Here is a 25,991-nt window from a genome sequence, read left to right as displayed (position 1 = left end):
CTGTTTTTCCTCGCCGGAGTCTGAACTCAGGAGCCTTCCATGCGTCACATGCTGTTCGCCTCGGCCGCTGTCCTGGCCTTCGCCGCCGCCTCTTTCGCCAAGGCAGAGGAGGGCATGTGGACCTATGACAACTTCCCCATCGCCCGCGCCAACCAAACGCTGGGCACGAACATCGATCAGGGCTGGCTGGACCGGGTGCGCCTGTCGTCGGTGAAGTTCGGCGGCTGTTCGGCGGGGGTCATCTCGGCCGAGGGGCTGGTGATGACCAACAACCACTGCGTCTCGTCCTGCGTCGCCAACCTGTCGACGCCCCAGCTTCAGTATAATGAGACCGGCTTCACGCCCCGCAGCCGCGAGGAAGAGCTGCAATGCCCCGGCGCCTCGGCGGAAATACTGACCGACATCACCGACGTCACCGAGCGGGTCCAGAAGGCGGGCGCCGGTCTGGACGGCCAGGCCTATACTCAGGCGCGCGAGGCCGAGGCCGGCCGCATCGAAACCGAAGCCTGCGGCGACGACGGCAAGATCCGCTGTCAGGTCGTCAGCCTGTATCGCGGCGGCCAGTTCAAGCTCTACAAGTTCCGCAAATACTCGGACGTGCGTCTGGCCTGGGCGCCGGAAGACCGCGCCGCGACCTTCGGCGGCGATCTGGACAACTTCTCCTTCCCGCGCTTCGCCATCGATGCCGCCTTCATCCGCCTGTATGAAGACGGCAAGCCCGCCGCGACGCCGACCCACTTCACCTGGAATCCGAATAAGCCGACCGAGGGCGAGCCCGTCTTCGTCACCGGCAACCCCGGCTCGACCCAGCGTCTGCTGACGCAGGCCCAGCTGATGACCATCCGCGACGTGGTCCTGCCGCTGGATCAGCTGATCGCGTCCGAGCTGCGCGGCCGTCTGATCCGCTATTCGGAAGAGGGCGAGGATCAGGCCTTCATCGCCATGGACCCGCTGTCGGGCGTCGAAAACACCTATAAGCGCGGGCGCGGCCGGATGGCCGCCCTGATCGACCCGGCCTTCATGGACCAGCTGGCCGGGCAGGAAACCGTCTTCCGTCGCGGCGTGGCCGAGAACGAGGCCCTGTCGGCCGAGGTCGGCGATCCCTGGGCCGTTCTGGCTGAGGTCCAGCCGATCGCGCGCGAGCTCTACGCCCCGATGGCCCTGCTGGAAGGCGGCACCGGCATGGGCACCACCTCGGTGGCGGGCGGCTCGTCCCTGTTCAGCTGGGCGCGGGCCATCGTGCGCGGGGCGCAGGAACGCGCCAAGCCGTCCGACCAGCGCCTGCCCGAGTTCGCCGACAGCCGCCTGTCCGGCGTGCAGGCCAGCCTGTTCGCGGCGCGTCCGACCTATCCGGAGCTGGAGCAGATCCGTCTGGAATGGTGGCTGTCCAAGACGCGCGAATGGCTGACCGTCGACAGCCCTTACGTCCGCACCCTGCTGGGCAAGGAGAGCCCCGAGGGCCTGTCGGCCCGTCTGGTCGAAGGCACCAAACTAGCCGATCCGACCGTGCGTCGCGCCCTGTGGGAAGGCGGTCTGCCCGCTGTTCAGGCCTCGACCGACCCGCTGATCCAGTATGTTCTGGCCATCGACGCCGACGCCCGCGCCGTGCGCGCCGACTGGGAGAACCGGGTGCAGGCGCCGACCGATCGCGCCTCGGAACAACTGGCCGCCGCCCGCTTCGCCGTCTTCGGCGACGCCGTCTATCCGGACGCCACCGGCACCCTGCGTCTGACCTACGGCCGGGTCGAAGGCACCGACGTGCCGGGCCAGCGCATCCCCGCCTTCACCACCTTCGCCGGGCTGTGGGACCGCGCGACCGGCGCCGAGCCGTTCAACGTCGCGCCCAAACTGCTGGCCGCCAAGGACCGAATCGACCCGAACGCGGTGATGAACATGGCCGTCTCGTCCGACACCATCGGCGGCTCGTCGGGCTCGCCTGCGGTGAATGCGAAGGGCGAGATCATCGGCGCCAACTTCGACTCCACCGTCCTGACCCAGCGCAACGCCTATGGCTATGACCGCAACGTCAACCGCAGCGTCATCGTCACCACCCAGGCCGTGACCACGGCCCTGCGCGACGTCTACGGCATGGATCACCTGATCGCCGAACTGGGCGTCAAATGAGCGACACGGCCTTTCGGCCCGCCGCGCCGGATGACATTCCGGCGTTGCACCGCCTGATCGAAAGCGCCTATCGCGGCGACGGCGCCAGGGCAGGCTGGACCCATGAGGCCGACCTGCTGGGCGGCCAGCGCACGGATGAAGCCGAACTGCGCAGCATTCTGACTGATGTCTCGCGGGTCATCCTGCTGGCCGATGTCGAGGGCGTTCTGACAGGCTGCGTGCAGGTGGCGGATCAGGGACAGGGGCTGGCCTATCTGGGCCTGCTGACCGTCGATCCGGCGCGTCAGGCGGGCGGTCTGGGCCGCCTGCTGATCGACGCCGCCGAGGCCGAAGCCGCCGCCCGCTTCGCCGCGTCGCGCATGGAGATGACGGTCATCCGCCAACGCGCCGAACTGATCGCCTGGTACGAACGGCGCGGCTATCGCCTGACCGGCGAGACCCGCCCCTTCCCGCTGGACGACGAACGCTTCGGCCTGCCCCGTACGCGCGAGCTGGAATTCGTTGTGCTGGAAAAAGTCATTGCGTCAAAAAGACAGGAATCTATTTGAACATGAAGTCCGCTGCCGCTTCGACCACGCCGGGCGCCAGCGGCAGGGCGGGGTCCGTATAGGTCGCGATGTTGGCGGCGCGCTCGGTGGGCGCGACCTTCAGGACATGGTTGACCCCGTCCCAGATCACCAGTTCGGCGCGGGGCTGGGCGGCCTTCAGAGCCTCGGCGTCGGCGACCGCCACCTCAATGTCCGTCGTCCCCTGACCGATGAAGATCGGACCGTCATAGGCCGCCGCCAGCTTCGCCGGATCCAGCGCCAGCCAAGAAATCAGATAGGGCTGGACCGACGGCCGGAACAGCGCGGCCAGAGATGCAGGCGGATCGGCGACGGTGCGGCCCGCCTCCAGTTCGTCGACGGCGGCGTAGGCCTCGGTATTCAACGGTTCGGGCAGGCCAGCCAGTTGTTCGCGCAGCACGACGCCCGCCGGACGCCCGGCGCCGGACAGCAGCACCAGACCGCACACCTTGTCTGCGCCTTGCGCCATGGCCGCCAGCGCGACTAGCGCTCCTTCGCTATGGCCGATCAGCCAGGCGCACGGGCGGCCCGTCTTCGCCGCCGCCTCGACCGCCCAGGCGCGGGCGTCGTCGGCATAGGCGGAAAAGCGCAGCTCAGCCTCAGCAGGCCCTGCGGCGGCGCTTGCAGCCACGCCGCGCTTATCGATGCGGATGGTGGCGATACCGCGCTCGGCCAAGCCTTCGGCCAGCAGGCGATAGGTCGCCGCCTGAATGCCGAACTGCGGACTGTTCCCGTCGCGATCAGTCGGCCCAGAGCCCGGCAGGATGACGGCGGCGGCGCGCGCCTGGCTCTCGGGCGTCAGCAATGTTCCGTGGAGCGGTGCAGGGCTGGACGGCAGTTCGACCGGGCTGGAAACGGGTAAGAGGAGCAGGGCGGCGGCGAGGGTCAGCATCGTCATCTCCATCGTCGGGTATTCAGGTTTAGAAGGGCTGGCGGTCGGGGTCGTTCCGCCACACGCGCCAGCTTTCGACCACCGACCAGGCGGTGGCGATCAGCACGCCGATGATCAGGGCGCTGAACCCCAGCGGCTGGGGCGCGAGCGGCGCGACGATCAGGCCGACCAGACCCAGACCGAACATCAGCCGTCCGGCCAGGCGGTTGGAGCGCTCCCACGCCAGTTTGCTCTTGTAGTTCCAGGGCGTGCGCACCCCGACAGCCACATTGGGGCCGACGCGGCCGAGAAAGGCGCCGACCGCCAGAAGCAGCAGGGCGGTTAGAGCCATGTTCGCCCCCTGGCTGGGCGGAGCGGCGCTGAACAGCGGAAAAGCGATCAGGCTGATGCAGCCCGTGAAGGCCAGCAGGCAGACCAGTTGCGCGCTCTTAAGGCTGCGTCGGCGCGCGGGATCCGCCTGCGCTCGCCGCGCGTAAAGGCTGCACCCGCCGACAGTCGCGGCGGCGACGACGCCGAGGCCGCCGATCATCCACGCGACCTGGCCGCGCGGAGCCCAGCCGTCAGCTTCTCCCGCCAGGTTGAAATGTATGGGGATCGGCGTCGTCGGACCTGCGGTTCCAACCCACATGGCCAGTTAGGCGACGGCGACGATCAGAACGATCGAGGCCAGGTCCAGGGCGTCCGGTTTCATTCTAGTCATGATGGTCCTCTTCCTCCTCCTTTTCTGCGCCTGCCCGGCTCAGATCCATCAGGAAGGCCAGAGCCTCCTCGACCGCCGAAATCTCCAGCCGATAGCGGATCGACTGGCCGTCGCGCTCGGGACTGACGAGACCAGCCTCCTTCAGCGCGTTGAGGTGGCCGGTAATGGTCGGCCAACTCATGTCGAAGGCGGCGGCGATATCGCCGGACGCCAGCGGCCCCTTGCGCAGCATGGCGATGATGCGCCGCCGAACCGGGTGGGACAGGGCCTTGAACAGGCTGTTCATGGAAAAAGCGTACTTAGGAAATTTCCTAAATACAACCCGTGTTCGTCGAGGCGTCGCTGGCCTTCACGGCAGGCGCGGCCTATGGCTGAGGCTGGTTTATTCTCTGCGAGTTGTTCTCATGGAAATCCGCGATCAGATCGTTCTCATCACCGGCGGCGCGCGGGGCGTGGGCGCGGCGGCGGCGCGGGCCTTTGCGGGGCAGGGCGCGCGGGTGGCGATCAACTGGCGCAACAGCGGCGAGCGGGCCGAGGCGCTGGCGGCGGAACTGGGCGAGCGCGCGCTGGCGGTTCAGGCCGATGTGACGGACCGCGCGGCCGTGGACGCCATGGTCGCCAAGGTCGAGGCGCATTTTGGCGGCGCGGTCAGCACTGTGGTCAACAATGCACTGGACTACAGCTTCAACGGCGACGCCCGCGCCCCGATGGCTGACATCCCGTGGGCGGACATGGAGCGCCAGTTCGCCACCGTGATCCGCGGCGCCCTGAACGTCATCCAGGCGACGGCGCCGGGCATGACGGCGCAAAAATTCGGCCGGGTGGTCAACATCGGCACCAACCTGTTCCAGAATCCGGTCGTGCCCTATCACGACTATACGGCCGCCAAGGCCGCCCTGCTCAGCCTGACGCGGACGGCGGCGGGCGATCTGGGGCCGTCGGGGATCACCGTCAACATGATCTCGGGCGGCCTGCTGCGCACGACCGACGCCAGCGCTGCGACGCCCGAGGCTGTGTTCGACCTGATCGCCAGCATGACGCCGCTGCGGTCGGTGACGACGCCGGAAGAGTTCGCCGATGCGGCGCTCTTCTTCGCCTCGCCGTGGAGCCGGGCGGTGACGGGGCAGAATCTGGTGGTCGACGGCGGGCTGGTGCGGGATTAAGTCGGCCCGACACTAAAGCCTCAAGGACACACATCATGAGCGGCGTCATTCTGATCACCGGAGCCACCTCGGGCATCGGCCGGGCGGCGGCGCGCCGTTTTGCGGGGGCGGGCTGGAAGGTGATCGCCACCGGCCGCCGTCAGGAGCGTCTGGACGAACTGGTCGCCGAACTGGGCGCGGATCGGGTTCACGCCGCCGCCTTCGACATGCGGGACGAGGCCGCCATCGACGCGGCGCTGGACGCGCTTCCCGAAGGCTTCCGCGACGTTGATGTGCTGATCAACAACGCCGGTCTGGCGCTGGGCACGGCGACGGCGCAGGAGGCTGATCTGGCCCAGTGGCGCCAGATGATCGACACCAACATCACCGGCCTGGTGACGCTGACTCACCGCCTGCTGCCGCGCCTGATCGCCTGCAAGGGGGCGATCCTGAACATCAGTTCGGTGGCCGCGACCTATCCTTACAAGGGCGGCAATGCTTACGGAGGGACCAAGGCCTTCGTGCGCCAGTTCTCGCTGGGGCTGCGGTCGGACCTGCACGGGACGGGGGTGCGCGTCACCTCCATCGAGCCGGGCATGGCCGAGACGGAGTTCACCCTAGTCCGCACCGGCGGCGATCAGGCGGTGTCCGACGCCCTCTATTGCGGCGCGGCCCCGATGACGGGCGAAGACATTGCAGATACTCTGTTCTGGATCGCTACCCTGCCGCCCCACCTGAACATTAACGCGCTGGAGCTGATGCCGGTCAGCCAGTCCTTCGCAGGCTTTCAGGTGGCGCGCGGCTGATCAATAGCGGCGGGCGATGACGACGCCGCGCCGAAGGTTCAACCGCGATGGCAGGTAGCGGATGTCCACCTTCTGGCCGAGCACGGCGTGGCCGCTGATGGTATCGCTGGCGCAGTGCTGACGCCCATCCTGGCCTGTAAAGCGAACGGTGACGCGGCTCATGGGTTCTTCGTTGACGCGAAAGCGGCTGAGCTGGACGATACGACCTTCGGTACGAATGCCGTCACGGATCACCTCATGCAGCATCAGGTCGATTCGCCTTTGCCGTCGGTGCAGCCCTTCGGCGACGAGCAGGCACAGGGCGGCCCCGTATAACGCGATCAGGGATTCGGAGCGGGCAGGGCCGTCATGGATCAGGGCATGAAGCAGGCCTCCCAGCCCCAGGCCAATGAAGAAGGCGGCCAGGGGAACAGGCAGGATACGGATCCTCCACCCACCGCCCGCTCCTGCGCCGCACGCCTGGAACAGGCCGCCGGTCAGGATCAGGCCTGCGCCGATGGTCAGGCTGACAGCCGATATCCATTGCGCTGACTGGCCTGCGATCTCGCCGGAAACGGCGCCATCAGCGCCGGTCCATCCAGACAGGAAGGCTGCCAGCGCCGCGAAACTCCAGCATATCCAGGCGGCCGGACGGCGCATGGCAGGAGGTATCCATCCGTCGGGCGCAGGATCGATCAGGCTCAACGCATTCATCTCCTGCAGCGTCGCGGGACCGTGCGGATCGGAATAGGCGGACGCGCCGGCGCCTCAAGGTTGCTGTCGCCTGAGTAGACTCTTCACGCGACAGTCGCGCGACAGCCGGGTGACGGCGATCGTCATGAAGAGGACGTTCATGGCGTTTGTGTTGGCGTTGGCGGCGACGATGAAGGACCAGGGCGCCGCGAGGTCGGGAGCGAGCCGCAACGGCGGCGGCTCTGGCCGAAGCCGGGGCTGGAGGAACGTCAGGCTCGACGTTTGCTTCCTCTGAACTTGCGGCAGGGTCGTCTTCTCCAAAGGCTCAACGCCCGCGCATGAAGAACTCGATCGGCACGGAGAGGCTGACGGGATCGCCGGCAACTTCGGGCGGCGCCGTGGTCTCGGGCGCGGGAACGGACTGCGACGCGACCACGACCTGCTGATCGGGCGGCGGCGCTGTCAGCGGCTCCACATCGGCGATGGCGCTGGTCTGGATACGCGGCTGAAGGCGCGGCTTCGGCGTCGGTTGGCGTGCAGGCGCCTCGTTCCTGAACGGGACCGGGCGGCTTTTCGGAAGGCGGTCGGGGCGGCGCCTGCAGTCGGACAAGCTCCACCTCGAACACGGTTTCAGGCGGGATGGGCCGCGCCTGCCGCGAGGCGAGAAAGCCGCCCATCATCACCAGAGGGGCGGCGTGCATCAGCACTGACGCCGCCACGCCCATCCCCCATTTCGTCGGCCTGCGCGCTCGCTCTGCGCCGTCCGCAGACGCTAACGCAGAGACAGGCGCGGCCAGAGCCTTATCGCAGGGCGGCATTGGCCAGGGCCTGCACCCGAGCAAAGGCGGCGTCGGCGCCCTCGATGACCCGCACGTCTTCCTCGGGCGTCAGGGCGATGGCGTCCAGAGCGCCCGTGAAGGCCCTCCAGAACGCAGCGGGACCTTCCGGCGGCGGCGCCAGATGGCGCGCGCCGTGATCGTCCGACAACCCCAGACCGGTGGCCTCCTTGCGTAACAAAGCCCCGCCCATGCGCGAGCCTTCCGCTACATAGAGCCAGCCCAGAGCCGTGGCGACGTCCGCCGCCCGACCTTGCGGGAAGACAGGCGGCGTCTCGATCAAGGGCGTCGGCTGGCCCAGATCCGACAGATCCGCCTCGATCAGCGACAGGCGCCGCCGCCCGGACAGCCCCGGCAACAGGGCCTCCAGCGCGGCATCCCCGTAAAGCGCGTCGATATCGCGGTGAAACACTCGCTGCATGGCGACGAAACGCGCATAGCCCTGAAGGCTGTCGAAGGACGACGCCTCCATGATCGACCGGTCCAGTTGATCATGGACGCCATGCGTCATGGTTTTCAGCCGCCGGGAACGCGGCAGATCGGGAACGTGGTCCATTCCTGTTTCTCCTGTGTCGTCTGACGGTTCAGAAACGATAGCTGAGGCCGATGCGGACCATGTGCAGGTCGGCGTCCGAGCGGACCTTGCGGCCCTCGACGATGTTCACCGTGCCCGGCCCCGACGAGGTGACGCGCACCCGTTCGCCGGTGATCGGGTCGCGCACGAAGCCTGAGAAATTATAGGCCAGACCCACGCCGGCGCGTGCGTCTTCATGCTCGAACGTCTCATGGCCGAAGCGGGCGTAGTTGTATTCGGCGCGCAGCGACCAGCGCTCGTCGATGGCGCGCTCTACGCCCGCGCCCAGAACGGCGCCGGTGCGGATATGGCGGTCCTGCTCGGTGAAATAGGGTTCAAGCGGGATGCTGCCCGGCGCATAGGGGCTGATGCCGAAATCGGCCCGGCTTGACGGCGGGACAGAACGGTACTAGCTGCGAGACTGCGTTTCACGCATCCACCCGACGCCCGCCGTACCGTACACCAGCGTGCGTCCCAGCGCATAGCCCAGCTTACCCTGCAGGGTGACGAGACGGTCCCATTTATAGCGCGTGTCCGACTCCAGGATATTGGCCGCGCGCAGGGATTTTATGCTGTTGCTTTCGCCCGAGGTCGACGACACCAGCACGCCCGACCAGGCCGCCAGATCGCCGGTCGTGACATCGCTTCCGACGCCGATGACGACATTGTTGGCGAACTGATAATTATAGCCCGCGCGTACGCCGCCGACGAGGTTGTGCAGGTTCTCGTCGATGCGGCTGCCGTTTTCGATGTCCGCCGCCTTTCCGGCGCTGTCGGTCACATCGCCCTGCGTGTTGCCTGAGCCATAGCCGAAGTCCATGCTGACATAAGGGCCGGTCCAGTCGACGGAGCCCGCGTCGTGATCGCCGCTGAACCAGTCACCCAGCCACATACCGCCGCCCGAGCCGAGCGTCTGGCTCAGACCGATGCGGAAGGTGCGCCCCGGCGCCGGGACGAAGCCCAGGCTCATAGGCTCGGTGTAATAGCGGTCCGTCAGGTTATCGACGCTCCAGTTGAACGACAGCGTGTCGTTCACCTTCACGCTGCCCATCACATCCACCAGCGTATAGGGGCGCCAGTCGATGGCGCTGATCAGCGGCAGGAAGCCGGTCGAGGGCTTTTCGGCGTCGATGGCGCGCTCGCCCATATAGGTCACGCGGGCGCCCAGGGTGGCCCGATCGTTCAGGAACTTCTGGCTGATCGACAGATTGGCCGACCACGTCGGCGGAATATAGTTGGTGGCGTAATCCGACGCGAGCGAGCTGGCGATGCAGTTCTCACTGGAACGGCAGAAGCGGATGCTGTCGTAATAGGTCGCCCCGGCGTCCACGCTCAGCCCGCCGTTGCGATAGCTGATGTTGCCTTCCAGACCGCTGAACTGCGCCCGGTCGATGTTGTACATCTGCATGGCGGCTTCCTTCAGCAGGTAGCGGCGCGAGATGTAGCCGTCGATGTCGTTGTCGAACCAGACCAGTTTCAGGCCCAGTTCGTCCTCGTCCGCCAGCAGGCCGTAGCGGATGTAGTTGGCGCCGACCTCCCAGTTACTGGCGGTTTCCTTGTGCAGGCCGGGATTGGCCACCATGAAGAAGTTGGTGGTCGCCTCCAGCAGCGACGGCAGGCGCGACGCCTTCTTGTAGGTCGCGAACAGCTGCAACCCGTCCAGCGGCATGACCGTCGCGCCCAGCGACCAGTTGAACGCATCCTCGCTGCGCTCAAGCCGTTGTTGGGCGGTCTGGTTCAGGCGCGTCTGCCGGTCCGTCAGGCTATAGTTCTGATAGCGCCCGCCCGCGGTCAGGCGCAGCCAGCCGGTCGGCTCCAGCGCCGTATCGGCGAACAGGCTGTATTCGCTGCGCGATCCCTCACGCCCCGGCGGGTTCGAGACGACGTTCGACCAATCTCCGACCGGCCCGGCCTTTTCGTGCAGGAAGGAGGCGCCATAGTCGGCGGAAAACAGGCCTGCGCCCGTCGACAGCCTTGAGCCGTTGCTGGCGTCGGCGCCCCAACTGTCGACATAACGGCGCGACGGGTCGGAGTTGTAGAAGGACGGCGCGGCTTCTTCGAGCCTGGAAAGCCAGCCGTTGATCTTCAGATCAAGAAGGTCGTTCTCGGGGTTCCAGCGATAGCGGCCCGTGATGCGATCCACAGTGGTCTCTGAAAAGGCGTTGTTCTGGAAGACCGCGCCTGTCGGGCTGACCAGTGTGCCGGGATAGTTCTCGCCGAAGGTGCTCCAATAGCCGCCATAGGCCAGCTCCAGAAGATGGTCGTCGGCCGGACGGATCACTGCCTTCAGCAGGACCGATTCACTCTCGTTGGAGGTGTTGTAGACCTGTTCGCCCGCAACGAAGGGCGTGGGTCCATGCGCGCCATAGAAGGCGACGGCGCGGTCGCACAGCTGCTGCAACACCGCCTCGTTCGAGCCGGCGGCGCAGAACGGCGACGGCGTCCCCGTCGGCTTGGGCGCCTGCTTTCCGCCCGTTCCCGCGAAATAGTTGCCGGTGTTGCGGTAGGAATAGCCCGCCAGCAGATCGATCCGCTCGCCCCGGCGCGCGAACACCACGCTGGCCGAGCCGCCGCCCGGCGTGAAGACGCCGGGCCGGTCGCGCTGGCGCGTCGCCGCCAGCGGATCGCCGTAGAAGCTGAGCGGCTCCAGAATATTGCGGGTCATGTTCGACCCCGGCGTCGTATTGTTGCCGGTCAGCGACGCCATCACCCGAACGGCCATGACATCATCCGCAGGCACGATGTCATCGACGCCGAGCGTCTTCATCGTCACCGAGCCGCCGATCCCGCCTGCAATGGCGTTGCCCATCGACGGGCCCTTCTCGATGGCGACATGGCTGATGAAATCAGGGTCGATGAAGCTGCGGTTGCTGGCACCCTGATAGCCGCGATAGACGGTCGTGCCGTTGATCGCGCCGTCGACCGTGACCGGCACCCGACCCTGGCCCTGCATCCCCCGGATGTTGACGTCCAGGCCGCCGCTGCTGCGCGCCTCGCCCGAGATGATGCCCGTCGTTCCCCGCAGCATGTCGGCGGGCGCCTGCGCCGGATAGGCTTCCAGTTTATCGCGGGTGATCACGCTGACCGAACCCGGTGTCACATAGACCGAGCCGCCCGAGCCGTCCCAGCCCGCGGCGCGTCCGTTGCCCGCGACCACGCCGCCGTTTCCGCCGTCGCCCTCGACCCGCACGGCGCCCAGCTGGATCGTCCCCGGCTGCGTCTCGGGCGCGCGCTCAAGCGTGACGATGTCGCCGCTGAGACGATAGGTCAGGCCCGTGCCCGCCAGCAGTCGACCCAGCGCCTGCCGGGGCGTCATCGTCCCCGACACGGCGGCGGAGGTCTGGCCACGCGCCAGATCGGCGGGCACGCTGACCTGCAGCGACGCCTGACGGCCGAACACGCCCAGCGCCGACGGCAGGGGCTGCGCCGGAATCTCGAAATTCCGCTGCGCATCGCGCGCCTGAGCCAACACGGGCTCAGCCCATACGGCGCCCGTGATCGTCGTCGTCGCCAGCAAGACGCTGACCCACACCGCGCGCCGCTTTGCCCGGTCTGCCCGGCCTCCGTCGCTCAGTCGTCCGACAGGATCAACAGCCAGGGCGTGATGCGGGTCACGCGGCCGCCATGGGCCTTGGTCAGGGCCGTCATGGCTCCCGCCGCATCGTGCAGATCATACAGGCCCGTGACGCGCCGCTGGGCCAACGCACCCGGCTGTACCAGGATCACGCCGCGATGCCAGGGGCGCAACGCCTCGACGACTTCACGCACCGGTTGATCCTGAACAGCAAGCCGGCCGTCGCGCCATACGCCGATCAGTTCGGGCGGAGCGTTCTCGCGCCGGACCTTTCCCGCCGCATCGATGGACGCCTTCTGCCCGGCGACGAGCCGCTCCGAAATGACGCCGCCTGTCCGCGCATCGTCAACGCGGACGACACCGTGCCCGACAGCAACCGTGACGGCGGAGTCGCTCATCCCAACCTCGAAGGCCGTGCCTATATCGGTCGTCTCGACATTGCGCGCCGCAACACGAAAGGGCCGCGCATCGTGCTGAACATCGAACCACGCCTGCCCGTGCAGCAGTTTGATGCGTCGCTCGTTCGCCGAATAGTCGATGCGGATGGCCGATCCGGGCCGAAGGCTGACATGACTGCCGTCCGCCAATGTCATGGCATGCAACTCGCCCGCGCCAGTGATCACATCCGCCTGCCAGCGCAGCGTCGCTTTCGGCACAGTAACAAGGGCGAGGACGACGGCGGCGGCGGCCAGGGCCGCCGTTACCCTCTTCCGGACGGGCCTCGCGCCGCGTGCAGCCCGATTCCTGCGTGCAGCGCACATCGCAACCGAAGGGCTGGATCGGCGGCATTCGTTCTGCCCTCTCCAACGCCTGGCATGAACCGGCGTCGTCTCGCCGATTGCTGCATAGACGCGGGCGCTTTCATCCCACGCCGCTGCGTTCGTCGCCGCGGCGGCGCGCCATCGGCGGAAGCGGCCGTGCAGGGCTTCATCGTCCGGCGCTTCCTGCAGGGCGATGATCCAGTCCAGAGCTTCGGCGTCCGCGCGTTCCCGGTCGGAGTCATAAACTTCGATCATTTCATGCCTCCTCTTTCCCGCGCGGACGGTTGGCGCCCGCTTGGGCGCTGAACAGCACGGTCGTCATGGAATAAAGACGCTCGGGCATGCGTTTTTTTCGGATATTTCCCCTGCGCCGCATGATGGTTCAGCGCAACCGGGACCGGCAATGCGCCACACCGGCCACGACCAGCTCGTGGGCGACCGTGACGGACACCTCCAGTTCTACAGCGATTTCACGCAGTTTCGCTCCCCCGAACCTGTGCATTTCGACGGCGATCCGCATCCGTTCGGGCAATTCGGAAAGGGCGGCTTCCAGCCGGGCGAACTCGTTGCGGGCCAGAACGACCTGCTCCGGCGTCGGCTGCCCAGCCGCCAGATCATCCAGCCGCGCCTGTCCGTCGGAGACGAAAACTTCGCCATCGCGGCGTGAGCGCCACAGCTGATCAATGGCCAGATTGCGGACTATCCGCGCAAGATACCCGCCCGGGCGGACCAGATCCTGCTTCCTGCCCATTTCGCTCAGACGCAGATAGGCTTCCTGCACCACATCTTCGGCATGGTCCCAGTCTCCCGTGATCCGTTTCGCATAGCGGATAAGGCTGCGGCGCTGTTCCGGGGACTGTTCGCATTGCAGTTTGGACTGCCCCACCCGGAGTGCCTTACGCATCAGCGCCCAAGGGCGACATGTGAAATGCTCATTCGACTATAATGCGAATGGCTCGCAACTGATATCTTATCGACCTGCGAGGCGCAATGGCGTTCGCGCCTTGCGCCGCCATCCTGGCTGGCTTGGTTTGGTCATTGCGCTTTTCTCGCGAGATTTTTCGGCCGCGACCCGAATGAATGTTTCATGAGGGACGGTCTGACGAGACTTTAACGAGGGCGCAGAGACCTTGCCGCGCTTGATCCGTCCCTCAGCTTCAGTCGCCCACCGGCGGGCGTCATCGCCTTTGAGGAAGGTCTCGCTTATATAGCGGCCTTTCCGTCTCACCTGGACCCTCCACGTTCATGACGGGAGTTTCGAGTACGTCGCCATTTCGTGTGCGTTCTGTGTGCGCTGAGGTGTCGAAAACCCGGAAAAAACGTCGCAACACGCCGCAATTCGAGTGCACACGCCGCCTTCCAACTTTTCGATCCTGCTGAAATGCCAATAAATCAATCTCATAGGCTGTCCGTGGCCCCGATGATGGACTGGACTGACCGCAATTGTCGGGCGTTTCATCGTGCGCTGAGCATGCGCGCCCTGCTCTATACGGAGATGGTGACGGCCCCGGCGGTGATCCACGGCGACCGGGATCGCCTGCTGGGCTTTGACGCGGTCGAGCATCCGGTGGCGTTGCAGCTGGGCGGGTCGGACCCGGCGCAACTGGCCGAGGCGGCGAAGATCGGCGAGGCCTATGGCTATGACGAGATCAATCTGAACGTCGGCTGCCCCTCGGACCGGGTGCAGTCGGGCCGATTCGGCGCCTGTCTGATGCGCGAGCCGGAACTGGTGGCCGACTGCATGGCGGCGATCAGGGAGGCGGTCAGCGTCCCCGCCACCGTCAAATGCCGCATTGGCGTCGACGATCAGGATCCCGAGGTCAGCCTGTTCGCCACGGTCGACGCCTCGGCGGCGGTAGGGATCGACAGTTTCATCGTCCATGCGCGCAAGGCGTGGCTGAAAGGCTTGTCGCCGAAGGAGAACCGTGACGTGCCGCCGCTGGACTATGCGCTGGTGCGCCGTCTGAAGCGCGAGCGGCCGCATCTCACCATCTGCATCAACGGCGGGATCGGCGATCTGGATCAGGCTGAGGCGCATCTGAGGGCCGATGACGGGGTGCAGTTGGACGGCGTCATGCTGGGCCGCGCCGCCTATCATGAGCCCGCCCTGATGGGGCAGGTGGACCGCCGGATTTTCGGCGAGGCGACGCCGGACGTGGACGTATTCGAGGCGCTGGAGCGTTACCGCCCCTATATGGCTGCGCGGCTGGAGGAAGGGGCCAATCTGGCCGGCATGACCCGGCACATGCTGGGCCTGATGCACGGCCGGGCGGGCGCGCGCGCCTTCCGACGCATCCTGACCGTCGAGGGCGTCAAGCCGGGCGCTGGGCTTGAGGTCGTGGATCGCGCGGTCGAGGCCGTGCGCGAGGCCGAGGCCCGCAAGGCGGCGTAGCGCTTCTCCTGTCCATGTCATGGGAGGAAAGGGCTGACGGAGGGCGGTAGGACGGTTAAGCCTGTGGGCATGACCCTGCCCCTGTCTGAACTCGCCCTGATGCTTGTCGCCCTTGCGGGGGCTGGGGCCATTGCCGGGGTGATCGGCGGCCTGTTCGGCGTCGGCGGCGGGACGGTGCTGGTGCCTGCGCTCTTCTATGCTTTTTCGGTGCTGGGCGTGGGTGGTGAAAGCAATCTGCACGTCGCCATCGGCACCTCTCTGCTGACCATTGTCGCCACTTCGCTCAGGTCGCTGGCCACGCACCGCGCGCATGGGGCGGTGGACGAAACGGTGCTGAAGACCTGGACGCCGTGGGTGGCGTTCGGCGGTGTGGTCGGGGCGGCGGTCGCGGGCTTTACCTCCATGGAGGGGCTGGCTGTGGTCTATGGCTTCTGCCTGTTGCTGGTGGCGGCGCAGATGGGGCTGATGCCTGAGCATTTCACCTTGCGCAAAGACCTGCCGACAGGCTGGGGGCGGCGCGGCGTCGGCACGGGGATCGGTCTGTTATCGGCCATGATGGGCGTGGGCGGCGGCAGTCTGGGCGGCATGACCATGACCCTGTGCGGGCGTCCGATCCATCAGGCGGTGGCGACGGCTTCGGGTTTCGGGCTGGCCATCGGCGCGGCGGCGGCGCTGGGCTTTGCGGTGTTCGGATGGGACGCGCCGGGGCGGCCGCCGCTGTCGCTGGGTTATGTCAATGTGCCGGCGGCGGTGATCATGGGCCTGCTGACGGCGCTGACGGCGCCCTATGGCGCGCGACTGGCGCACCGGCTGGATCGCAAGCTGCTGCGCCGGGCCTTCGCCGTCTATCTGCTGGTCACAGCCATGACGGTGGTGCTGAAGGCGCTGTGATCGCGAATAAATCGGCGCCATTGTTAAGGCGCTAACACTTTGGCGAAGAAGGCCGGCTTAAGAGGAGGTCGGACCCCCTCCCTGAGTCTTGACCATGCTGCAGAACCTGTCTGTCCCGAAGAAGCTGATCCTGTCCTTTCTGGCGGTGATCGCGGCGTGCGGGGCGGCGACGCTGATCGTGCTGTGGTGCGTGGCCTCGCTTCAGCGCGCCGATGCGGCGGACATGACCTCACGCGAAGTGATGAAGGCGTCCGACCGCCTTCTGGCCGCCGCCGTCGAACAGCAGAACGCCATGCGCGGCTATGTCGCCAGCCGCGACCCCGTCTTCATCGAGGCCTTCAATCAGGGCGGCGCCGACGTGAAGGCGCGCCTGGCCGATCTGGCCGCCTCGGACGCCGAGGGCGCCTATGCGGCCGAGCAGAAGGCGCTGATCGCCGCCTCGGCCGCCTATGAAAAGAGCGCCGACGACATCATGGCGCTGGCCCGCGATCCGGCGACGCATGAGGTCGCGCTGGCGCAACTGGCGTCGGCCGCGCGCCTGACGGATATCCGCGCTGCGGTCGGCTCGATCCGCGACAGGGAAGGGGCGCAGGCCTCGGCCCGTGCGGCGGCCAAGGCCTCGGCCTTCACGCAGGCCTATGTCGCCTTCGCCATTGGCGGAGTGCTGGCGCTTGGCATCGCCATGGCGGCGGCCCTGTGGCTGATCGGCGCCCTCAGCCGTCCGGTCGAAGCCATGACCCGCGCCATGGGCCGTCTGGCCGACGGTGATCTGAATATCGCCATCCCTGCGGTCGGCCGTCGCGACGAGATCGGCCGCATGGCCGACGCCGTCCTGACCTTCAAACAGAACGCCGAGGAGAAGGTGCGGCTGGAAGCCGACGCCGAAACCATCCGTCTGGCGGCCGAGGCCGACCGTCAGGCGCAGGCTGAACGCGACGCCGAGGCCGCCCGCCAGCAGGCCCGTGTGGTCGACGGCGTGGCCAAGGGCTTGGAGCGCCTGTCGGGCGGCCAGCTGGCCTTCCGGCTTAACGACCCGTTCGCGCCGGAATATGAAGCCCTGCGCACTGACTTCAACGCGGCGATGGACCGGCTGCAGGGCGTGATGCGGGTCATCGTCGAACGCGCGGCCGCCATCGGAGCCAGCGCGCGCGAGATCAGCCAAGCCTCCGACGACCTGTCGCGTCGCACCGAACAGCAGGCCGCCAGTCTGGAAGAGACGGCGGCGGCGCTGGAGCAGATCACCGCCACCGTGGCGCGTTCGGCAGAGGGCGCCATCGAGGCGGGCGGCGTGGTGCGCGGCGCCCGGTCCGAAGCGGTGGAGGGGCAGGCCGTGGTCGGCCGCGCCATCGCCGCCATGGGCGCCATCGAGCAGTCTTCCAACCAGATCGGCGCCATCATCGGCGTGATCGACGAGATCGCCTTCCAGACCAATCTGCTGGCGTTGAATGCAGGCGTCGAGGCGGCGCGCGCGGGCGACGCCGGGCGCGGCTTCGCCGTGGTGGCGTCCGAGGTGCGGGCGCTGGCCCAGCGCTCGGCCTCTGCGGCCAAGGAGATCAAGACCTTGATTTCGGAGTCTAGTCGTCAGGTCGGGGCGGGCGTGGCTCTGGTCGGGGACACCGGACAGGCGCTGGAGCGGATCGCTGGTCAGATCGAACGCCTGACCCTGATCGCCGAAGAGATCGCCGCGTCGTCGCAGGAGCAGTCAAGCGGCCTGCAACAGGTCAATATCGCCGTGAACCAGATGGATCAGGTCACGCAACAGAATGCGGCCATGGTCGAACAATCGACCGCCGCCAGCCATGCTCTGGCGTCCGATGCGGCGGAGATGGACCGGATGATGGGGCAGTTCGCGCTGGACGATGTGCGGGATCTGGACGCGCGCGGGCGGATGGAGGCCTTGGCGCGGGCGGTGGCCTAAGCGCGCCGACCTTCTCCCTCCCCGTCCCGGGGAGGGTGGTCGCGAAGCGACCGGGTGGGGAGGACGAGGTGATCCTGGGCGCCCTCAGACCGCACACCCGCCGCACCCCCGCCGTCATTCTCGGGCTTGACCCGAGAATCCAGCCCCGCCACGCTTGACCCGTCGTGAGGGCGGATGTGGCCCCGTCGTGTTTGCTGGATTCTCGGGTCAAGCCCGAGAATGACGGCGAGATGGAAGGCGCACGCATCATAGAAGACGCGCGCCATCGCCCAGCCGCCCCCACCCGGCTTCGCCTTGCAGGCTCAGCCACCCTCCCCGGGACGGGGAGGGAGAGGCGCGCGTCTGGATCAGGCCGCGGCCTTCAGCGTCACCGCATCCAGCGCCTGAATCAGTTCGGCCAGAATGTCGTCCTGATGCTCCAGACCGACCGACAGGCGCAGCAGGCCGTCGGTGATGCCTGCCGTCGCGCGGGCTTCGGGCGTCATGGCGGCGTGGGTCATGGTGGCCGGGTGGGCGATCAGGCTTTCGACGCCGCCCAGCGACTCGGCCAGCGTAAACAGCTCCAGACGTTCGATCACCTGACAGACCGCCTCGGTCCCGCCGTCCAGTTCAAAGCTGAGCATGGCGCCCGGACCCGACTGTTGGCGCGACGCCAGCACATGGCCGGGGTGGCTGGTCAGGCCCGGATAGTGAACGGCCTTGACTGCCGGGTGCTGTTCCAGCGCCGCGGCCACGGCGCCCGCCGTCGCCTGCTGCCGCTCGATGCGGGTGAACAGGGTCCGCAGGCCGCGCAGGGTCTGATAGGCGTCGAACGGCGAGCCGGTGACGCCCAGGCAGTTGGCCCACCAGGCCAGCTTTTCATGATCGGCCGGATCGGCCGCGACTACGGCGCCGCCGACCACGTCGGAATGGCCGTTGATGTATTTGGTGGTCGAGTGGACCACGATGTCCGCGCCCAGTTCCAGCGGTCGTTGCAGGGCCGGCGACAGGAAGGTGTTGTCGCACACCACCTTGGCCCCCACGGCATGGGCGCGGCGACAGACATCGGCGATGTCGGTGACGCGCAGCAGGGGGTTGGACGGCGTTTCGACCAGCACCAGCCTGCACCCGTCGGCCAGGGCGACGTCCAGCGCCGCGCTGTCGTTCTGATCGACGAAGGCGACGCGGAAATGGCCCTTTTTCGCGCGGGCGGTCAGCAGGCGATGGGTGCCGCCGTAACAGTCATGCGGCGCGATCAACAGGTCGCCGGGCTCCAGCAGCGACAGGGGCAGGTCGACCGCCGCCATGCCGGTGGCGGTGATGACGGCGCCCGCGCCGCCTTCCAGCTCGGCCAGCGTCTCGGCCAGCACGTCGCGGGTCGGATTGCCCGAGCGCGAATAGTCGTATCTGCGCGGCTGGCCGAAGGCGGCGAAGGAATAGTTGGACGACAGATACAGCGCCGGCATGACCGCGCCGTGAGCCGTATCCGTATCGACGCCCGAGCGGGCGGCGATGGTGCGGGGATCGGCGGGACGGGCGCGGCTCATTGGTCGATGTCCTTCAGTACGGAGGTCAGGATGTCGGCGACCAGTCTGTCTTCCTTCAGGAAGGCGTCGTGGCCGTAGACGGAGGCGTGTTGTTCAAAGCGCCAGAGGTTGGGCAGGCGGTCGGCCAGCTCTCTCATGTCTTCGATCGGGCACAGGCGGTCGGTGGTGAAACCGATCAGGGTGACGGGGGCGCTGATGGCCTCGGGCTCGACGCGGTGGCGGTCGATGGAGTCCGACAGACTGAGCCAGCGCGAAGGGGTGGTGCGGTCGCGATAGGCCCGGCCGCGCGCGGTCAGGTAGTCGCACACCGGATAGGCCTGGCCCGCATGGCTGGGGGCTTCGGAATCGAAGCGGTCGCCGAACTCTTCCTGAGTGCGATAGGTGGTCATGGCCAGCTCGCGCGCCAGACCGACGGCCTGATCGATGCGGCCGGTCTCAAGGCCCAGTTGCAGGATGCGGCGCTGGATGCCGCGCCATGCCGTGGCCAGCGGGTGCGGACGATGGGCGGCGGATACGACCACCAACTGCTCGGCCCAGTCGGGGAAGATCTCGCCGAAGGCCAGGGCGATCATGCCGCCGTAGGAACAGCCGATGAAGGCGGCGACCTTCTCGACGCCCAGATGGTCCAGCAGCAGGGCCAGCAGGCGGGCCTGATCCTGGGTGGTGATGGTCAGCGGGGCCTTGGGTTCGGTGACGCCGTCGCCGAATTCCGGTGCGAAATCAAAGGCCAGAACGCGGAAGCGGGTCAGGTCGATCGGCGCGCGCACGCCCACGGCGCCGGACCACCAGCCCAGCCCCTTCGTCTCGGTGCGGTGGACATAGCGGTCGGCGGAGATGCCGCCTGCGACCACGATCAGCGGGGCGTTGGCCTTGCCGTGCAGGCGGCCGATGACCTGTTTCTGGGTCAGGGTCCCGCCGAAATCCAGCTCGAAGTCGTCGGGGATCAGAACCGCGACGTCATGGGCGCCGTCGCGCTGCAGCAGTTCGGACGGACGGCGCGCCGCCTTGACGCCGCCCTTGGGCGCAGGTGCGGCGGCGGAGGCCTTACAGGAAGGCTCTTCGGGGGTGTCGGTGGGAATCAGGGCCAGGGTCATTCGCTTCACTCAAAGGTTCGGCTCACCGGCGAAACCCATGCAGTGACAGACCTGTGGCGCGTCGCCTTGTCGACGCTCCACCCATCTCTCGCGGTCCATTCAGGCAAGCCCGAAGAACCCCGCAGGAGTTGGCACCGTTTCGGGCGGAACCCGATGGTTGCCCCGGCGTCAAAGGGCCTAATCCCTCAGCCGGTCTTGATGAGTGAGCTTACGGTGCGGTTGCGAAAGGCGCCGGTCAAGCGAAAAATTTTACCCCGTTCGGCCAGGTGTGGCTGAAACGGATGGCTAAAACGGCGCTTCTGGGCGGTCGTGCGAAAAAATCTTTCGACCGGGCTTGACGCGGTGCGGGGCCTTGCCTCACCTTAAGGCACGATTTCAACCGGACGCCGCCTGTGCCTTACCGCCTCGCCAGCACGAAGATGACGACGATCGCCGCCTCGGCGACGGGTCTCTTCGCGTCCGTGATTACCACCACCGGTACCACCACCACCATGCCCTTGCGGGCGGGGACCGGATGATGCGCGCCGTCTAGGCGAGAAAACGCAGAAAACCGATCACCCGCCCGGACCCCCGGGCGGGTTTTTTATTGGCCCGAGCCCGACCGACCTTCTTTCAAATCCTCCCTGATCCCAGCCTTCGGAAAACCGCTCATGTCCGCCTCTCTCGCCCTCGTCGCCGATCAACAGAAACCCGCCGCCGCCGTTGCGCCCGGCGCCGATGTCGTGGTGCTGAAGTTCGGCTCTTCGGTCCTGCGCGACGCAGCCCAGGCGCCGGCGGTGGCCAGCGAAATCTACGGCCACGTCCGCGCCGGCCGTAAGGTTGTGGCGGTAGTTTCGGCCCTGGCCGGACAGACGGATCAACTGCTGGCGGACGCCCGCAGCCTGGGTCTGGATCACGAGAACGAATTGCTGCCCGCCTATGTCGTGCTGGGCGAGGAAAAGGCCGCGGCTCTGGTCGCCGTCGCCTGCGACCGGGTGGGGCTGGACGCCATCGGCCTGTCGGTGCGCGAACTGGGCATTGTGGCGGAAGGTCCGGCCCAGCACGCCCGTCCGGTCGGCGTGAAGGGCGAGCGTCTGCATCAGGCGCTGGCCGAGCATGAGGTGGTGGTGGTGCCGGGCTTCGGCGCTGTGCGCCCGAATGGCCGGGTGGCCCTGCTGGGACGAGGCGGATCGGACCTGACGGCGGTGGTGCTGGCCGCCGAACTGGGCCTGAACCGGGTGCGTCTGGTGAAGGACGTCGACGGCCTCTACGATCGCGATCCGGCCTCGGAAACGGGCACGCCGCTGCGCTATCGCCGCGCCAGCTGGGACACGGCGCGTCAGGTCGGCGGCGCGCTGGTCCAGCATGACGCGATTGATCTGGCCGAGGCGCGCGGCGTCGACATCGAAGTCGCCGCTCTGGGCCGCGCCGAGGGCACGATCGTCGGCGAACGCGGCGCCCCTCCCGGCCCGGTTCAGGCCGAGGCGCCGCTGAAGGTCGTTGTGGCCGGTTGCGGCGTCGTCGGCGGCGGTCTGCTCAGCCGTCTACTGCCGGACGGCCGCTTTGAAGTGGTCGGGGTGCTGGTGCGCAACCCGTTGAAAAAGCGTGATGTCCTGGCGCCTGCGGAACTGTTCACCAATGACGTCGAGGCCCTGCTGGCCAAGAAGCCCGATCTGGTGCTGGAGGCCCTGTCCGAGGGCGAGGCGGGCCATGCCCTGATCCGCCGCGCGCTGGAGACGGGCTGCGACGTGGTCAGCGCCAACAAACAGGCCGTGGCCCGCGATCCCAAGGGGCTGCAGGCCCTGGCCGACGCCAACGGCTGCCGCGTCGCTTGGTCGGCCTCGGTCGGCGGCGGCTCGCCGATGATCGAGACGCTGCGCGCCGCCCGCGCCGCTGGCCCGGTCGCCGGTTTCGAGGCGGTGCTGAACGGCACGGTCAACTTCATGCTGCAGCGTCTGGGCGAGGGGGCGACCTTCTCCGACGCCCTGGCCGACGCCCGCGCCGCAGGCTTCGCCGAGGAAGACCCCTCGTCCGATCTGGAAGGCTTCGACGCCGCCGCCAAGGTCAAGCTGTTGTCTTTCGAGGCGTTCGGCCGTTCGCCCGACGACCTGCCGCGCGATGTTCTGTCGGCGGAAACGGCGCTGGGCGACAAGCCGGTGCGCCAGATCGGCGCCTGTTTCGAGCGCGACGGCGAACTGGACCCTTACGTGCGTCTTGACGGCGAACTGGAAGACGCGCTCTTCCTGTCGCTGAACGGAGAGCGCAACGCCTTGAAGGTCTATGGTCAGGACGGCCGGGTGTGGACGTGCAAGGGGCGCGGCGCCGGGCGCTGGGCCACGACCGAGAGCGTGCTGGCCGATGTCGCCGATGTCATGCGCGCCCGACGCGCCGCTGCGGAGCTTGTCTAGTCTATGGCCGTCTTCACGCCCGTCACGCCGCAACAGGCCGACGATTACCTCATGCGCTACCCTCTCGGCGGGTTGGTCGAACTGACCCCGATAGCCGAGGGGGTCGAGAACACCAACTATCGTCTGGTGACAGAGCAGGGCGCCTATGTCCTGACCCTGTTCGAGGGGCGGACCGAGGCCTCGGCCCTGCCGTTCTGCCTCGGCCTGACCGGGCGGCTGGCGGCGCAGGGCTTTCCGACGCCCGCGCCGGTGGCGGATCGTGAAGGTCAGGTGATCGGTCGTCTGAACGACCGCGCCGCCGCCATCGTCGAGTGGACGCCCGGCGCCTGGAAGCGTCAGCCGACGGACAAGGATCAGTATCGCGCCGGTCAGGTGCTGGCCCTGCTGCATCTGGACGCCGCCGACTATGACGGCGTGCGCGAGAACCCGGTCGGGCCGCGCGCCTGGGCCGATCTGGCAGCGCGCTGCGATACGGTCGCCGCGGGCGAGGATCGCCGGATGCTGGAGCAGATGCAGCGCCTGCTGCCCGACCTGGCCCGGCCGTGGAGCGACCCGTCGTTGCCGCGCGGTCCGATCCACGCCGACTACTTCCCCGACAACGTCCTGTTCGCGACGAACGAGCATGGGGCGACGGATGTGGGCGGGGTGATCGACTTCTACTTCGCCTGCGTCGACGTGCTGGCCTATGATCTGGCCATCGCGCTCAGCGCCTGGGGCTTCGACGCCGAGGGGCGGCCCATGCCCTCGGCCCTGCGCGCCTTCCAGAAGGGCTATGAGTCGGTGCGCCCCCTGTCGGGCGCCGAGCGCAAGGCCCTGCCGGAACTGGGCGCGGCGGCGGCGGTGCGCTTCACCCTGACTCGCCTGCATGACCGGCTGTTCCACGACCCGGCCAATCTGGTCACGCCCAAGGACCCGGCGCCCTTCTTCCGGCGGCTGGACTACTGGAAGGCGGCGGAACCGGCCTGAGCAAGGTTGAACCCGGTTAAGATCAAGGCGGCTTCTTCACGCGAAGGAGCCGCCTTTTCCTTGCCCGGATAGGCGGACACGGCGTCGCAAGCGGGAACAAGCTTGGCGGCTCATGCGCTCCCTTAAGGTGCCAGAATGGAGGATGAGCATGACCGCAGCCGACAAGAACCGCGCTCTGGATCGTAACGAGGCGGAATGGGTCGAGATGAGCCGTTCGGCGTCCCACCTGACCGACGCCCAACTGACCGACCTGCTGCGGCGCCTGCGCGAGCGGCGCGATCGCGCCCAGCGCCTGATCCGCACCCGCACCCGCCAAGCCAATCGCGAGGGGCAGGCGAACGTTGACGCGGGCGCGCGTGAAAAGAAGGCGCAACTGGCCGAGGCGATCGAACGCGCGGTCGAGGAACAGAAGCGTCGTCGTGGATCGACCTCTGCGACCCGCAATCTGAAGGCCGCCGTCGCGCGCAAGGCCGAGGAAACCCACGACGGCATCCCGGAGAACCGGACCGCCAACACCGGCCCGGCGGACACGCCCAATGAAGGGATCGCCCCGTCGGGCGCATTGCACGCCGAGGGGATGCGGGCCGCCATCATGCGCTCGACCGGCGACCGCTGAGTTTAGGCAGGTGAGGGCGGGCGTCAGCCCGCCTTCGCAAACCCCTTCACCGCCGCCAGCGCCGCCTCGGGCGTGTTCTCGATCACCGTCAGTCTCTCGGGGCGGTCGCCCAGAGCGCGGATGACGGGGGCCGGTTCCGGCTCGACGCCGATGACGTCCGAGACGAAGGCGCCGAACTTGGACGGGTGGGCGGTGGACAGGGCGACGATCGGCGCCCCGTTGCGGTCCAGACGACGCGCGGCGGCCAGCGCCACGGCCGTGTGCGGGCAGACGATGCGGCCCCAGGCGGCGTGGGCGTGGGCGATCTCGGCCTTGGTGGTCGCCTCGTCGACCGAGACGGCCGACACCTCGGCGCGCAGGGCCGCCAGCAGGTCGGCAGGCAGGGTAACGGACCCTTCGCGCGCGAAGGTCTCGAAGACGGCGCGGGTCGCCTCGGCGTTGCGGCCGGAGGCCTCGAACACCAGACGTTCAAAGTTGGACGGCGCCTGCACGTCCATCGACACGCTGCCGCTCTCGACCGCCGGGCGACGGGCGTAGACGCCGTCGTTGATGGCGCGCGCCAGGGCGTCGTTCTGGTTGACGGCGGCGACGAAACCGGCGGCGGGCAGGCCCATCCTGCGGGCGGCGATGCCGGCGAAGGCGTCGCCGAAATTGCCGGTCGGCACCACGAAGGTCGCCGCCTGGCCCAACTGGGCCGTGGCCGAGACGTAATAGGGAATCTGGCCCGCCAGACGGCCCCAGTTGATCGAGTTGACCGAGGACAGGCGGCCCTGTTCACGCAGGGATTCTTCGGCCAGCAGCCCCTTCACCAGACGCTGGCAGTCGTCGAAGTCGCCGCGCACGGCCAGGTTCAGGACGTTGTCGGCCTCGACCGTCGTCATCTGCTTGCGCTGCACCGGCGAGACGCGGTCCAGCGGGTGCAGGACGATCAGCCTGATGCGTTCGGCGCCCGCAAAGGCGCGCACGGCGGCGGCGCCGGTGTCGCCGCTGGTGGCGGTCAGCAGAGTCAGGGTCTCGCCCGTCGCGGCCAGCGCCTCGTCCGACAGGGCGGCCACCAGCTGCATGGCCAGATCCTTGAACGCCGCCGTCGGACCGTGGAACAGTTCGAGCACGAACAGGCCCGGCTCCAGCTCGACCAGAGGCGTCACCAGCGGATGGTCGAAGCCCCTGGTCAGACGCTTCAGCGCGCGGTCAAGCGCGCCTGCAGGCAGGGCGTCGCCGATGAAGGGCGCCATCGCCGCCTTGGCCAGTTCGGCGTAGCTGCGGCCGGGGCGTGCGGCGTCGCCCGGCAGAGTCGGCCACGCCTGCGGCATATAGAGGCCGCCGTCGGGCGCAATGCCGCGCAGCAGGGCGTCGCTGAAGCGGGTCGGAGCGGCGTCGCCGCGCGTCGAGAGATATTGATCAGGTGAGGCTGGCATAGCGGGTCGTTTCTAGCCTCTGTCCTGTGTTTCGTCATGATTATTTTGCGTGTGCGAAGTCGAAACCGGCTTTTCACGCAAAAGCCTCGCCCGGATCGGCGACAATCCCGGCGACTGCGATGTCGCGGAGGCTGGC

At 67.8% G+C, this 25,991-nt stretch carries 25 protein-coding genes and 1 riboswitch; of the genes, 11 read left to right on the top strand and 14 right to left on the bottom strand.

Features of this window, described 5'->3' with window-relative positions:
• Positions 1-39 precede the first annotated feature (39 nt).
• Together ACORJG_RS12465 and ACORJG_RS12460 are read left to right on the top strand one after the other, a co-directional pair.
• Positions 40-2,124, top strand: a complete 2,085-nt coding sequence (locus ACORJG_RS12465) for a S46 family peptidase (protein WP_427789448.1) — start codon at positions 40-42, stop codon at positions 2,122-2,124.
• Entirely contained in the window at positions 2,121-2,672 is a 552-nt protein-coding gene (locus tag ACORJG_RS12460) for a GNAT family N-acetyltransferase (RefSeq protein ID WP_427789446.1), read from the top strand. The genes ACORJG_RS12465 and ACORJG_RS12460 overlap by 4 nt, the downstream gene beginning before the upstream one ends.
• Here ACORJG_RS12460 and ACORJG_RS12455 read toward each other — a convergent pair.
• The 3 genes from ACORJG_RS12455 to ACORJG_RS12445 all read right to left on the bottom strand — a co-directional run bounded on the left by ACORJG_RS12455 (position 2,665) and on the right by ACORJG_RS12445 (position 4,568).
• Positions 2,665-3,582 carry an alpha/beta hydrolase gene (locus ACORJG_RS12455; RefSeq protein WP_427789444.1) on the bottom strand — a complete coding sequence of 306 codons (918 nt, stop codon included), beginning with the start codon at positions 3,580-3,582 and terminating at the stop codon, positions 2,665-2,667. The two genes, ACORJG_RS12460 and ACORJG_RS12455, sit on opposite strands and share 8 nt — an antisense overlap.
• A gap of 28 nt (positions 3,583-3,610) precedes the next feature.
• A complete protein-coding gene (locus ACORJG_RS12450; protein WP_427789443.1) occupies positions 3,611-4,210 on the bottom strand; it encodes an SdpI family protein in 600 nt (199 codons plus the stop codon).
• 64 nt (positions 4,211-4,274) lie between these two features.
• Positions 4,275-4,568, bottom strand: a complete 294-nt coding sequence (locus ACORJG_RS12445; protein WP_427789441.1) for a metalloregulator ArsR/SmtB family transcription factor — start codon at positions 4,566-4,568, stop codon at positions 4,275-4,277.
• A gap of 118 nt (positions 4,569-4,686) precedes the next feature.
• Between ACORJG_RS12445 and ACORJG_RS12440 the strand changes: the two genes are divergently transcribed.
• Positions 4,687-5,445, top strand: a complete 759-nt coding sequence (locus tag ACORJG_RS12440; RefSeq protein WP_427789439.1) for a 3-oxoacyl-ACP reductase — start codon at positions 4,687-4,689, stop codon at positions 5,443-5,445.
• Positions 5,446-5,480: 35 nt separating this feature from the next.
• A complete protein-coding gene (locus tag ACORJG_RS12435) occupies positions 5,481-6,230 on the top strand; it encodes an SDR family NAD(P)-dependent oxidoreductase (RefSeq protein ID WP_427789437.1) in 750 nt (249 codons plus the stop codon).
• Here ACORJG_RS12435 and ACORJG_RS12430 read toward each other — a convergent pair whose 3' ends face one another.
• The 5 genes from ACORJG_RS12430 to ACORJG_RS12410 form a co-directional block, all read right to left on the bottom strand.
• Positions 6,231-6,914, bottom strand: a complete 684-nt coding sequence (locus ACORJG_RS12430) for a hypothetical protein (protein ID WP_427789435.1) — start codon at positions 6,912-6,914, stop codon at positions 6,231-6,233.
• Between the two features lie 63 nt (positions 6,915-6,977).
• Entirely contained in the window at positions 6,978-7,223 is a 246-nt protein-coding gene (locus ACORJG_RS12425; protein WP_427789433.1) for a hypothetical protein, read from the bottom strand.
• Positions 7,224-7,227: 4 nt separating this feature from the next.
• The gene (locus ACORJG_RS12420; RefSeq protein WP_427789431.1) at positions 7,228-7,512 is read right to left on the bottom strand and encodes a hypothetical protein; all 285 of its coding nucleotides are present in this window, start codon (positions 7,510-7,512) and stop codon (positions 7,228-7,230) included.
• A 191-nt stretch (positions 7,513-7,703) separates the two neighbouring features.
• The gene (locus ACORJG_RS12415; RefSeq protein WP_427789429.1) at positions 7,704-8,294 is read right to left on the bottom strand and encodes a biliverdin-producing heme oxygenase; all 591 of its coding nucleotides are present in this window, start codon (positions 8,292-8,294) and stop codon (positions 7,704-7,706) included.
• 28 nt (positions 8,295-8,322) lie between these two features.
• Positions 8,323-8,577 carry a hypothetical protein gene (locus ACORJG_RS12410; RefSeq protein WP_427792953.1) on the bottom strand — a complete coding sequence of 85 codons (255 nt, stop codon included), beginning with the start codon at positions 8,575-8,577 and terminating at the stop codon, positions 8,323-8,325.
• On the opposite strand from ACORJG_RS12410, the gene ACORJG_RS12405 reads away from it, so the two are divergent.
• Entirely contained in the window at positions 8,509-8,703 is a 195-nt protein-coding gene (locus ACORJG_RS12405) for a hypothetical protein (protein WP_427789427.1), read from the top strand. The genes ACORJG_RS12410 and ACORJG_RS12405 overlap by 69 nt on opposite strands.
• An 18-nt stretch (positions 8,704-8,721) precedes the next feature.
• On the opposite strand, the gene ACORJG_RS12400 is transcribed toward ACORJG_RS12405, so the two are convergent.
• The 3 genes from ACORJG_RS12400 to ACORJG_RS12390 form a co-directional block, all read right to left on the bottom strand.
• Positions 8,722-11,844: a TonB-dependent receptor domain-containing protein gene (locus ACORJG_RS12400; RefSeq protein WP_427789425.1), complete on the bottom strand. Its 3,123-nt coding sequence runs from the start codon at positions 11,842-11,844 to the stop codon at positions 8,722-8,724.
• Between the two features lie 38 nt (positions 11,845-11,882).
• Entirely contained in the window at positions 11,883-12,902 is a 1,020-nt protein-coding gene (locus ACORJG_RS12395) for a FecR family protein (protein WP_427789423.1), read from the bottom strand.
• A 127-nt stretch (positions 12,903-13,029) separates the two neighbouring features.
• Entirely contained in the window at positions 13,030-13,551 is a 522-nt protein-coding gene (locus ACORJG_RS12390; protein WP_427789421.1) for a sigma-70 family RNA polymerase sigma factor, read from the bottom strand.
• Positions 13,552-14,028: 477 nt separating this feature from the next.
• Between ACORJG_RS12390 and dusA the strand changes: the two genes are divergently transcribed.
• The 3 genes from dusA to ACORJG_RS12375 all read left to right on the top strand — a co-directional run bounded on the left by dusA (position 14,029) and on the right by ACORJG_RS12375 (position 17,848).
• Positions 14,029-15,039, top strand: a complete 1,011-nt coding sequence (gene dusA / locus ACORJG_RS12385) for a tRNA dihydrouridine(20/20a) synthase DusA (protein WP_427789419.1) — start codon at positions 14,029-14,031, stop codon at positions 15,037-15,039.
• A gap of 69 nt (positions 15,040-15,108) precedes the next feature.
• Positions 15,109-15,930 (top strand): sulfite exporter TauE/SafE family protein, encoded by an 822-nt coding sequence (locus tag ACORJG_RS12380; RefSeq protein ID WP_427789417.1) that lies wholly within the window; start codon positions 15,109-15,111, stop codon positions 15,928-15,930.
• A gap of 94 nt (positions 15,931-16,024) precedes the next feature.
• A complete protein-coding gene (locus ACORJG_RS12375; protein ID WP_427789415.1) occupies positions 16,025-17,848 on the top strand; it encodes a methyl-accepting chemotaxis protein in 1,824 nt (607 codons plus the stop codon).
• Positions 17,849-18,195: 347 nt separating this feature from the next.
• On the opposite strand, the gene metB is transcribed toward ACORJG_RS12375, so the two are convergent.
• Positions 18,196-19,374, bottom strand: coding sequence for a cystathionine gamma-synthase (metB, locus tag ACORJG_RS12370; RefSeq protein WP_427789413.1), 1,179 nt, complete (start codon positions 19,372-19,374; stop codon positions 18,196-18,198).
• Entirely contained in the window at positions 19,371-20,468 is a 1,098-nt protein-coding gene (metX, locus tag ACORJG_RS12365) for a homoserine O-succinyltransferase MetX (protein WP_427789411.1), read from the bottom strand. Before metX ends, metB begins: the two co-directional genes overlap by 4 nt.
• A 78-nt stretch (positions 20,469-20,546) precedes the next feature.
• Positions 20,547-20,673, bottom strand: a riboswitch (SAM riboswitch).
• Positions 20,674-21,118: 445 nt separating this feature from the next.
• Here metX and ACORJG_RS12360 point away from each other — a divergent pair.
• The 3 genes from ACORJG_RS12360 (at position 21,119) to ACORJG_RS12350 (ending at position 24,437) form a co-directional block, all read left to right on the top strand.
• On the top strand, positions 21,119-22,855 hold the full coding sequence (locus ACORJG_RS12360) for a homoserine dehydrogenase (protein WP_427789409.1): 1,737 nt from the start codon (positions 21,119-21,121) through the stop codon (positions 22,853-22,855).
• A gap of 3 nt (positions 22,856-22,858) precedes the next feature.
• Positions 22,859-23,821, top strand: a complete 963-nt coding sequence (locus ACORJG_RS12355) for a homoserine kinase (protein ID WP_427789407.1) — start codon at positions 22,859-22,861, stop codon at positions 23,819-23,821.
• Positions 23,822-23,969: 148 nt separating this feature from the next.
• Positions 23,970-24,437 (top strand): hypothetical protein, encoded by a 468-nt coding sequence (locus ACORJG_RS12350; protein ID WP_427789405.1) that lies wholly within the window; start codon positions 23,970-23,972, stop codon positions 24,435-24,437.
• Between the two features lie 23 nt (positions 24,438-24,460).
• On the opposite strand, the gene thrC is transcribed toward ACORJG_RS12350, so the two are convergent.
• Positions 24,461-25,855 (bottom strand): threonine synthase, encoded by a 1,395-nt coding sequence (gene thrC / locus ACORJG_RS12345; RefSeq protein ID WP_427789403.1) that lies wholly within the window; start codon positions 25,853-25,855, stop codon positions 24,461-24,463.
• Positions 25,856-25,991: the final 136 nt, after the last annotated feature.

The sequence above is a fragment of the Brevundimonas diminuta genome, from assembly GCF_050310045.1.
Classification (GTDB): domain Bacteria; phylum Pseudomonadota; class Alphaproteobacteria; order Caulobacterales; family Caulobacteraceae; genus Brevundimonas; species Brevundimonas diminuta_F.
Note: the sequence above shows the minus strand (reverse complement) of the source record. Positions and strands in the feature narration are given on the sequence as shown.

Bases quoted from the DNA above. Each gene is read 5' to 3' on its own strand.
- ACORJG_RS12465 (WP_427789448.1), top strand. From the start codon at position 40: ATGCGTCACATGCTGTTCGCCTCGGCCGCTGTCCTGGCCTTCGCCGCC.
- ACORJG_RS12460 (WP_427789446.1), top strand. From the start codon at position 2,121: ATGAGCGACACGGCCTTTCGGCCCGCCGCGCCGGATGACATTCCGGCG.
- ACORJG_RS12455 (WP_427789444.1), bottom strand. From the start codon at position 3,582: ATGCTGACCCTCGCCGCCGCCCTGCTCCTCTTACCCGTTTCCAGCCCG.
- ACORJG_RS12450 (WP_427789443.1), bottom strand. From the start codon at position 4,210: ATGTGGGTTGGAACCGCAGGTCCGACGACGCCGATCCCCATACATTTC.
- ACORJG_RS12445 (WP_427789441.1), bottom strand. From the start codon at position 4,568: ATGAACAGCCTGTTCAAGGCCCTGTCCCACCCGGTTCGGCGGCGCATC.
- ACORJG_RS12440 (WP_427789439.1), top strand. From the start codon at position 4,687: ATGGAAATCCGCGATCAGATCGTTCTCATCACCGGCGGCGCGCGGGGC.
- ACORJG_RS12435 (WP_427789437.1), top strand. From the start codon at position 5,481: ATGAGCGGCGTCATTCTGATCACCGGAGCCACCTCGGGCATCGGCCGG.
- ACORJG_RS12415 (WP_427789429.1), bottom strand. From the start codon at position 8,294: ATGGACCACGTTCCCGATCTGCCGCGTTCCCGGCGGCTGAAAACCATG.
- ACORJG_RS12405 (WP_427789427.1), top strand. From the start codon at position 8,509: ATGCTCGAACGTCTCATGGCCGAAGCGGGCGTAGTTGTATTCGGCGCG.
- ACORJG_RS12395 (WP_427789423.1), bottom strand. From the start codon at position 12,902: ATGATCGAAGTTTATGACTCCGACCGGGAACGCGCGGACGCCGAAGCT.
- ACORJG_RS12390 (WP_427789421.1), bottom strand. From the start codon at position 13,551: ATGCGTAAGGCACTCCGGGTGGGGCAGTCCAAACTGCAATGCGAACAG.
- dusA (WP_427789419.1), top strand. From the start codon at position 14,029: ATGCCAATAAATCAATCTCATAGGCTGTCCGTGGCCCCGATGATGGAC.
- ACORJG_RS12380 (WP_427789417.1), top strand. From the start codon at position 15,109: ATGACCCTGCCCCTGTCTGAACTCGCCCTGATGCTTGTCGCCCTTGCG.
- ACORJG_RS12375 (WP_427789415.1), top strand. From the start codon at position 16,025: ATGCTGCAGAACCTGTCTGTCCCGAAGAAGCTGATCCTGTCCTTTCTG.
- metB (WP_427789413.1), bottom strand. From the start codon at position 19,374: ATGAGCCGCGCCCGTCCCGCCGATCCCCGCACCATCGCCGCCCGCTCG.
- metX (WP_427789411.1), bottom strand. From the start codon at position 20,468: ATGACCCTGGCCCTGATTCCCACCGACACCCCCGAAGAGCCTTCCTGT.
- ACORJG_RS12360 (WP_427789409.1), top strand. From the start codon at position 21,119: ATGTCCGCCTCTCTCGCCCTCGTCGCCGATCAACAGAAACCCGCCGCC.
- ACORJG_RS12355 (WP_427789407.1), top strand. From the start codon at position 22,859: ATGGCCGTCTTCACGCCCGTCACGCCGCAACAGGCCGACGATTACCTC.
- ACORJG_RS12350 (WP_427789405.1), top strand. From the start codon at position 23,970: ATGACCGCAGCCGACAAGAACCGCGCTCTGGATCGTAACGAGGCGGAA.
- thrC (WP_427789403.1), bottom strand. From the start codon at position 25,855: ATGCCAGCCTCACCTGATCAATATCTCTCGACGCGCGGCGACGCCGCT.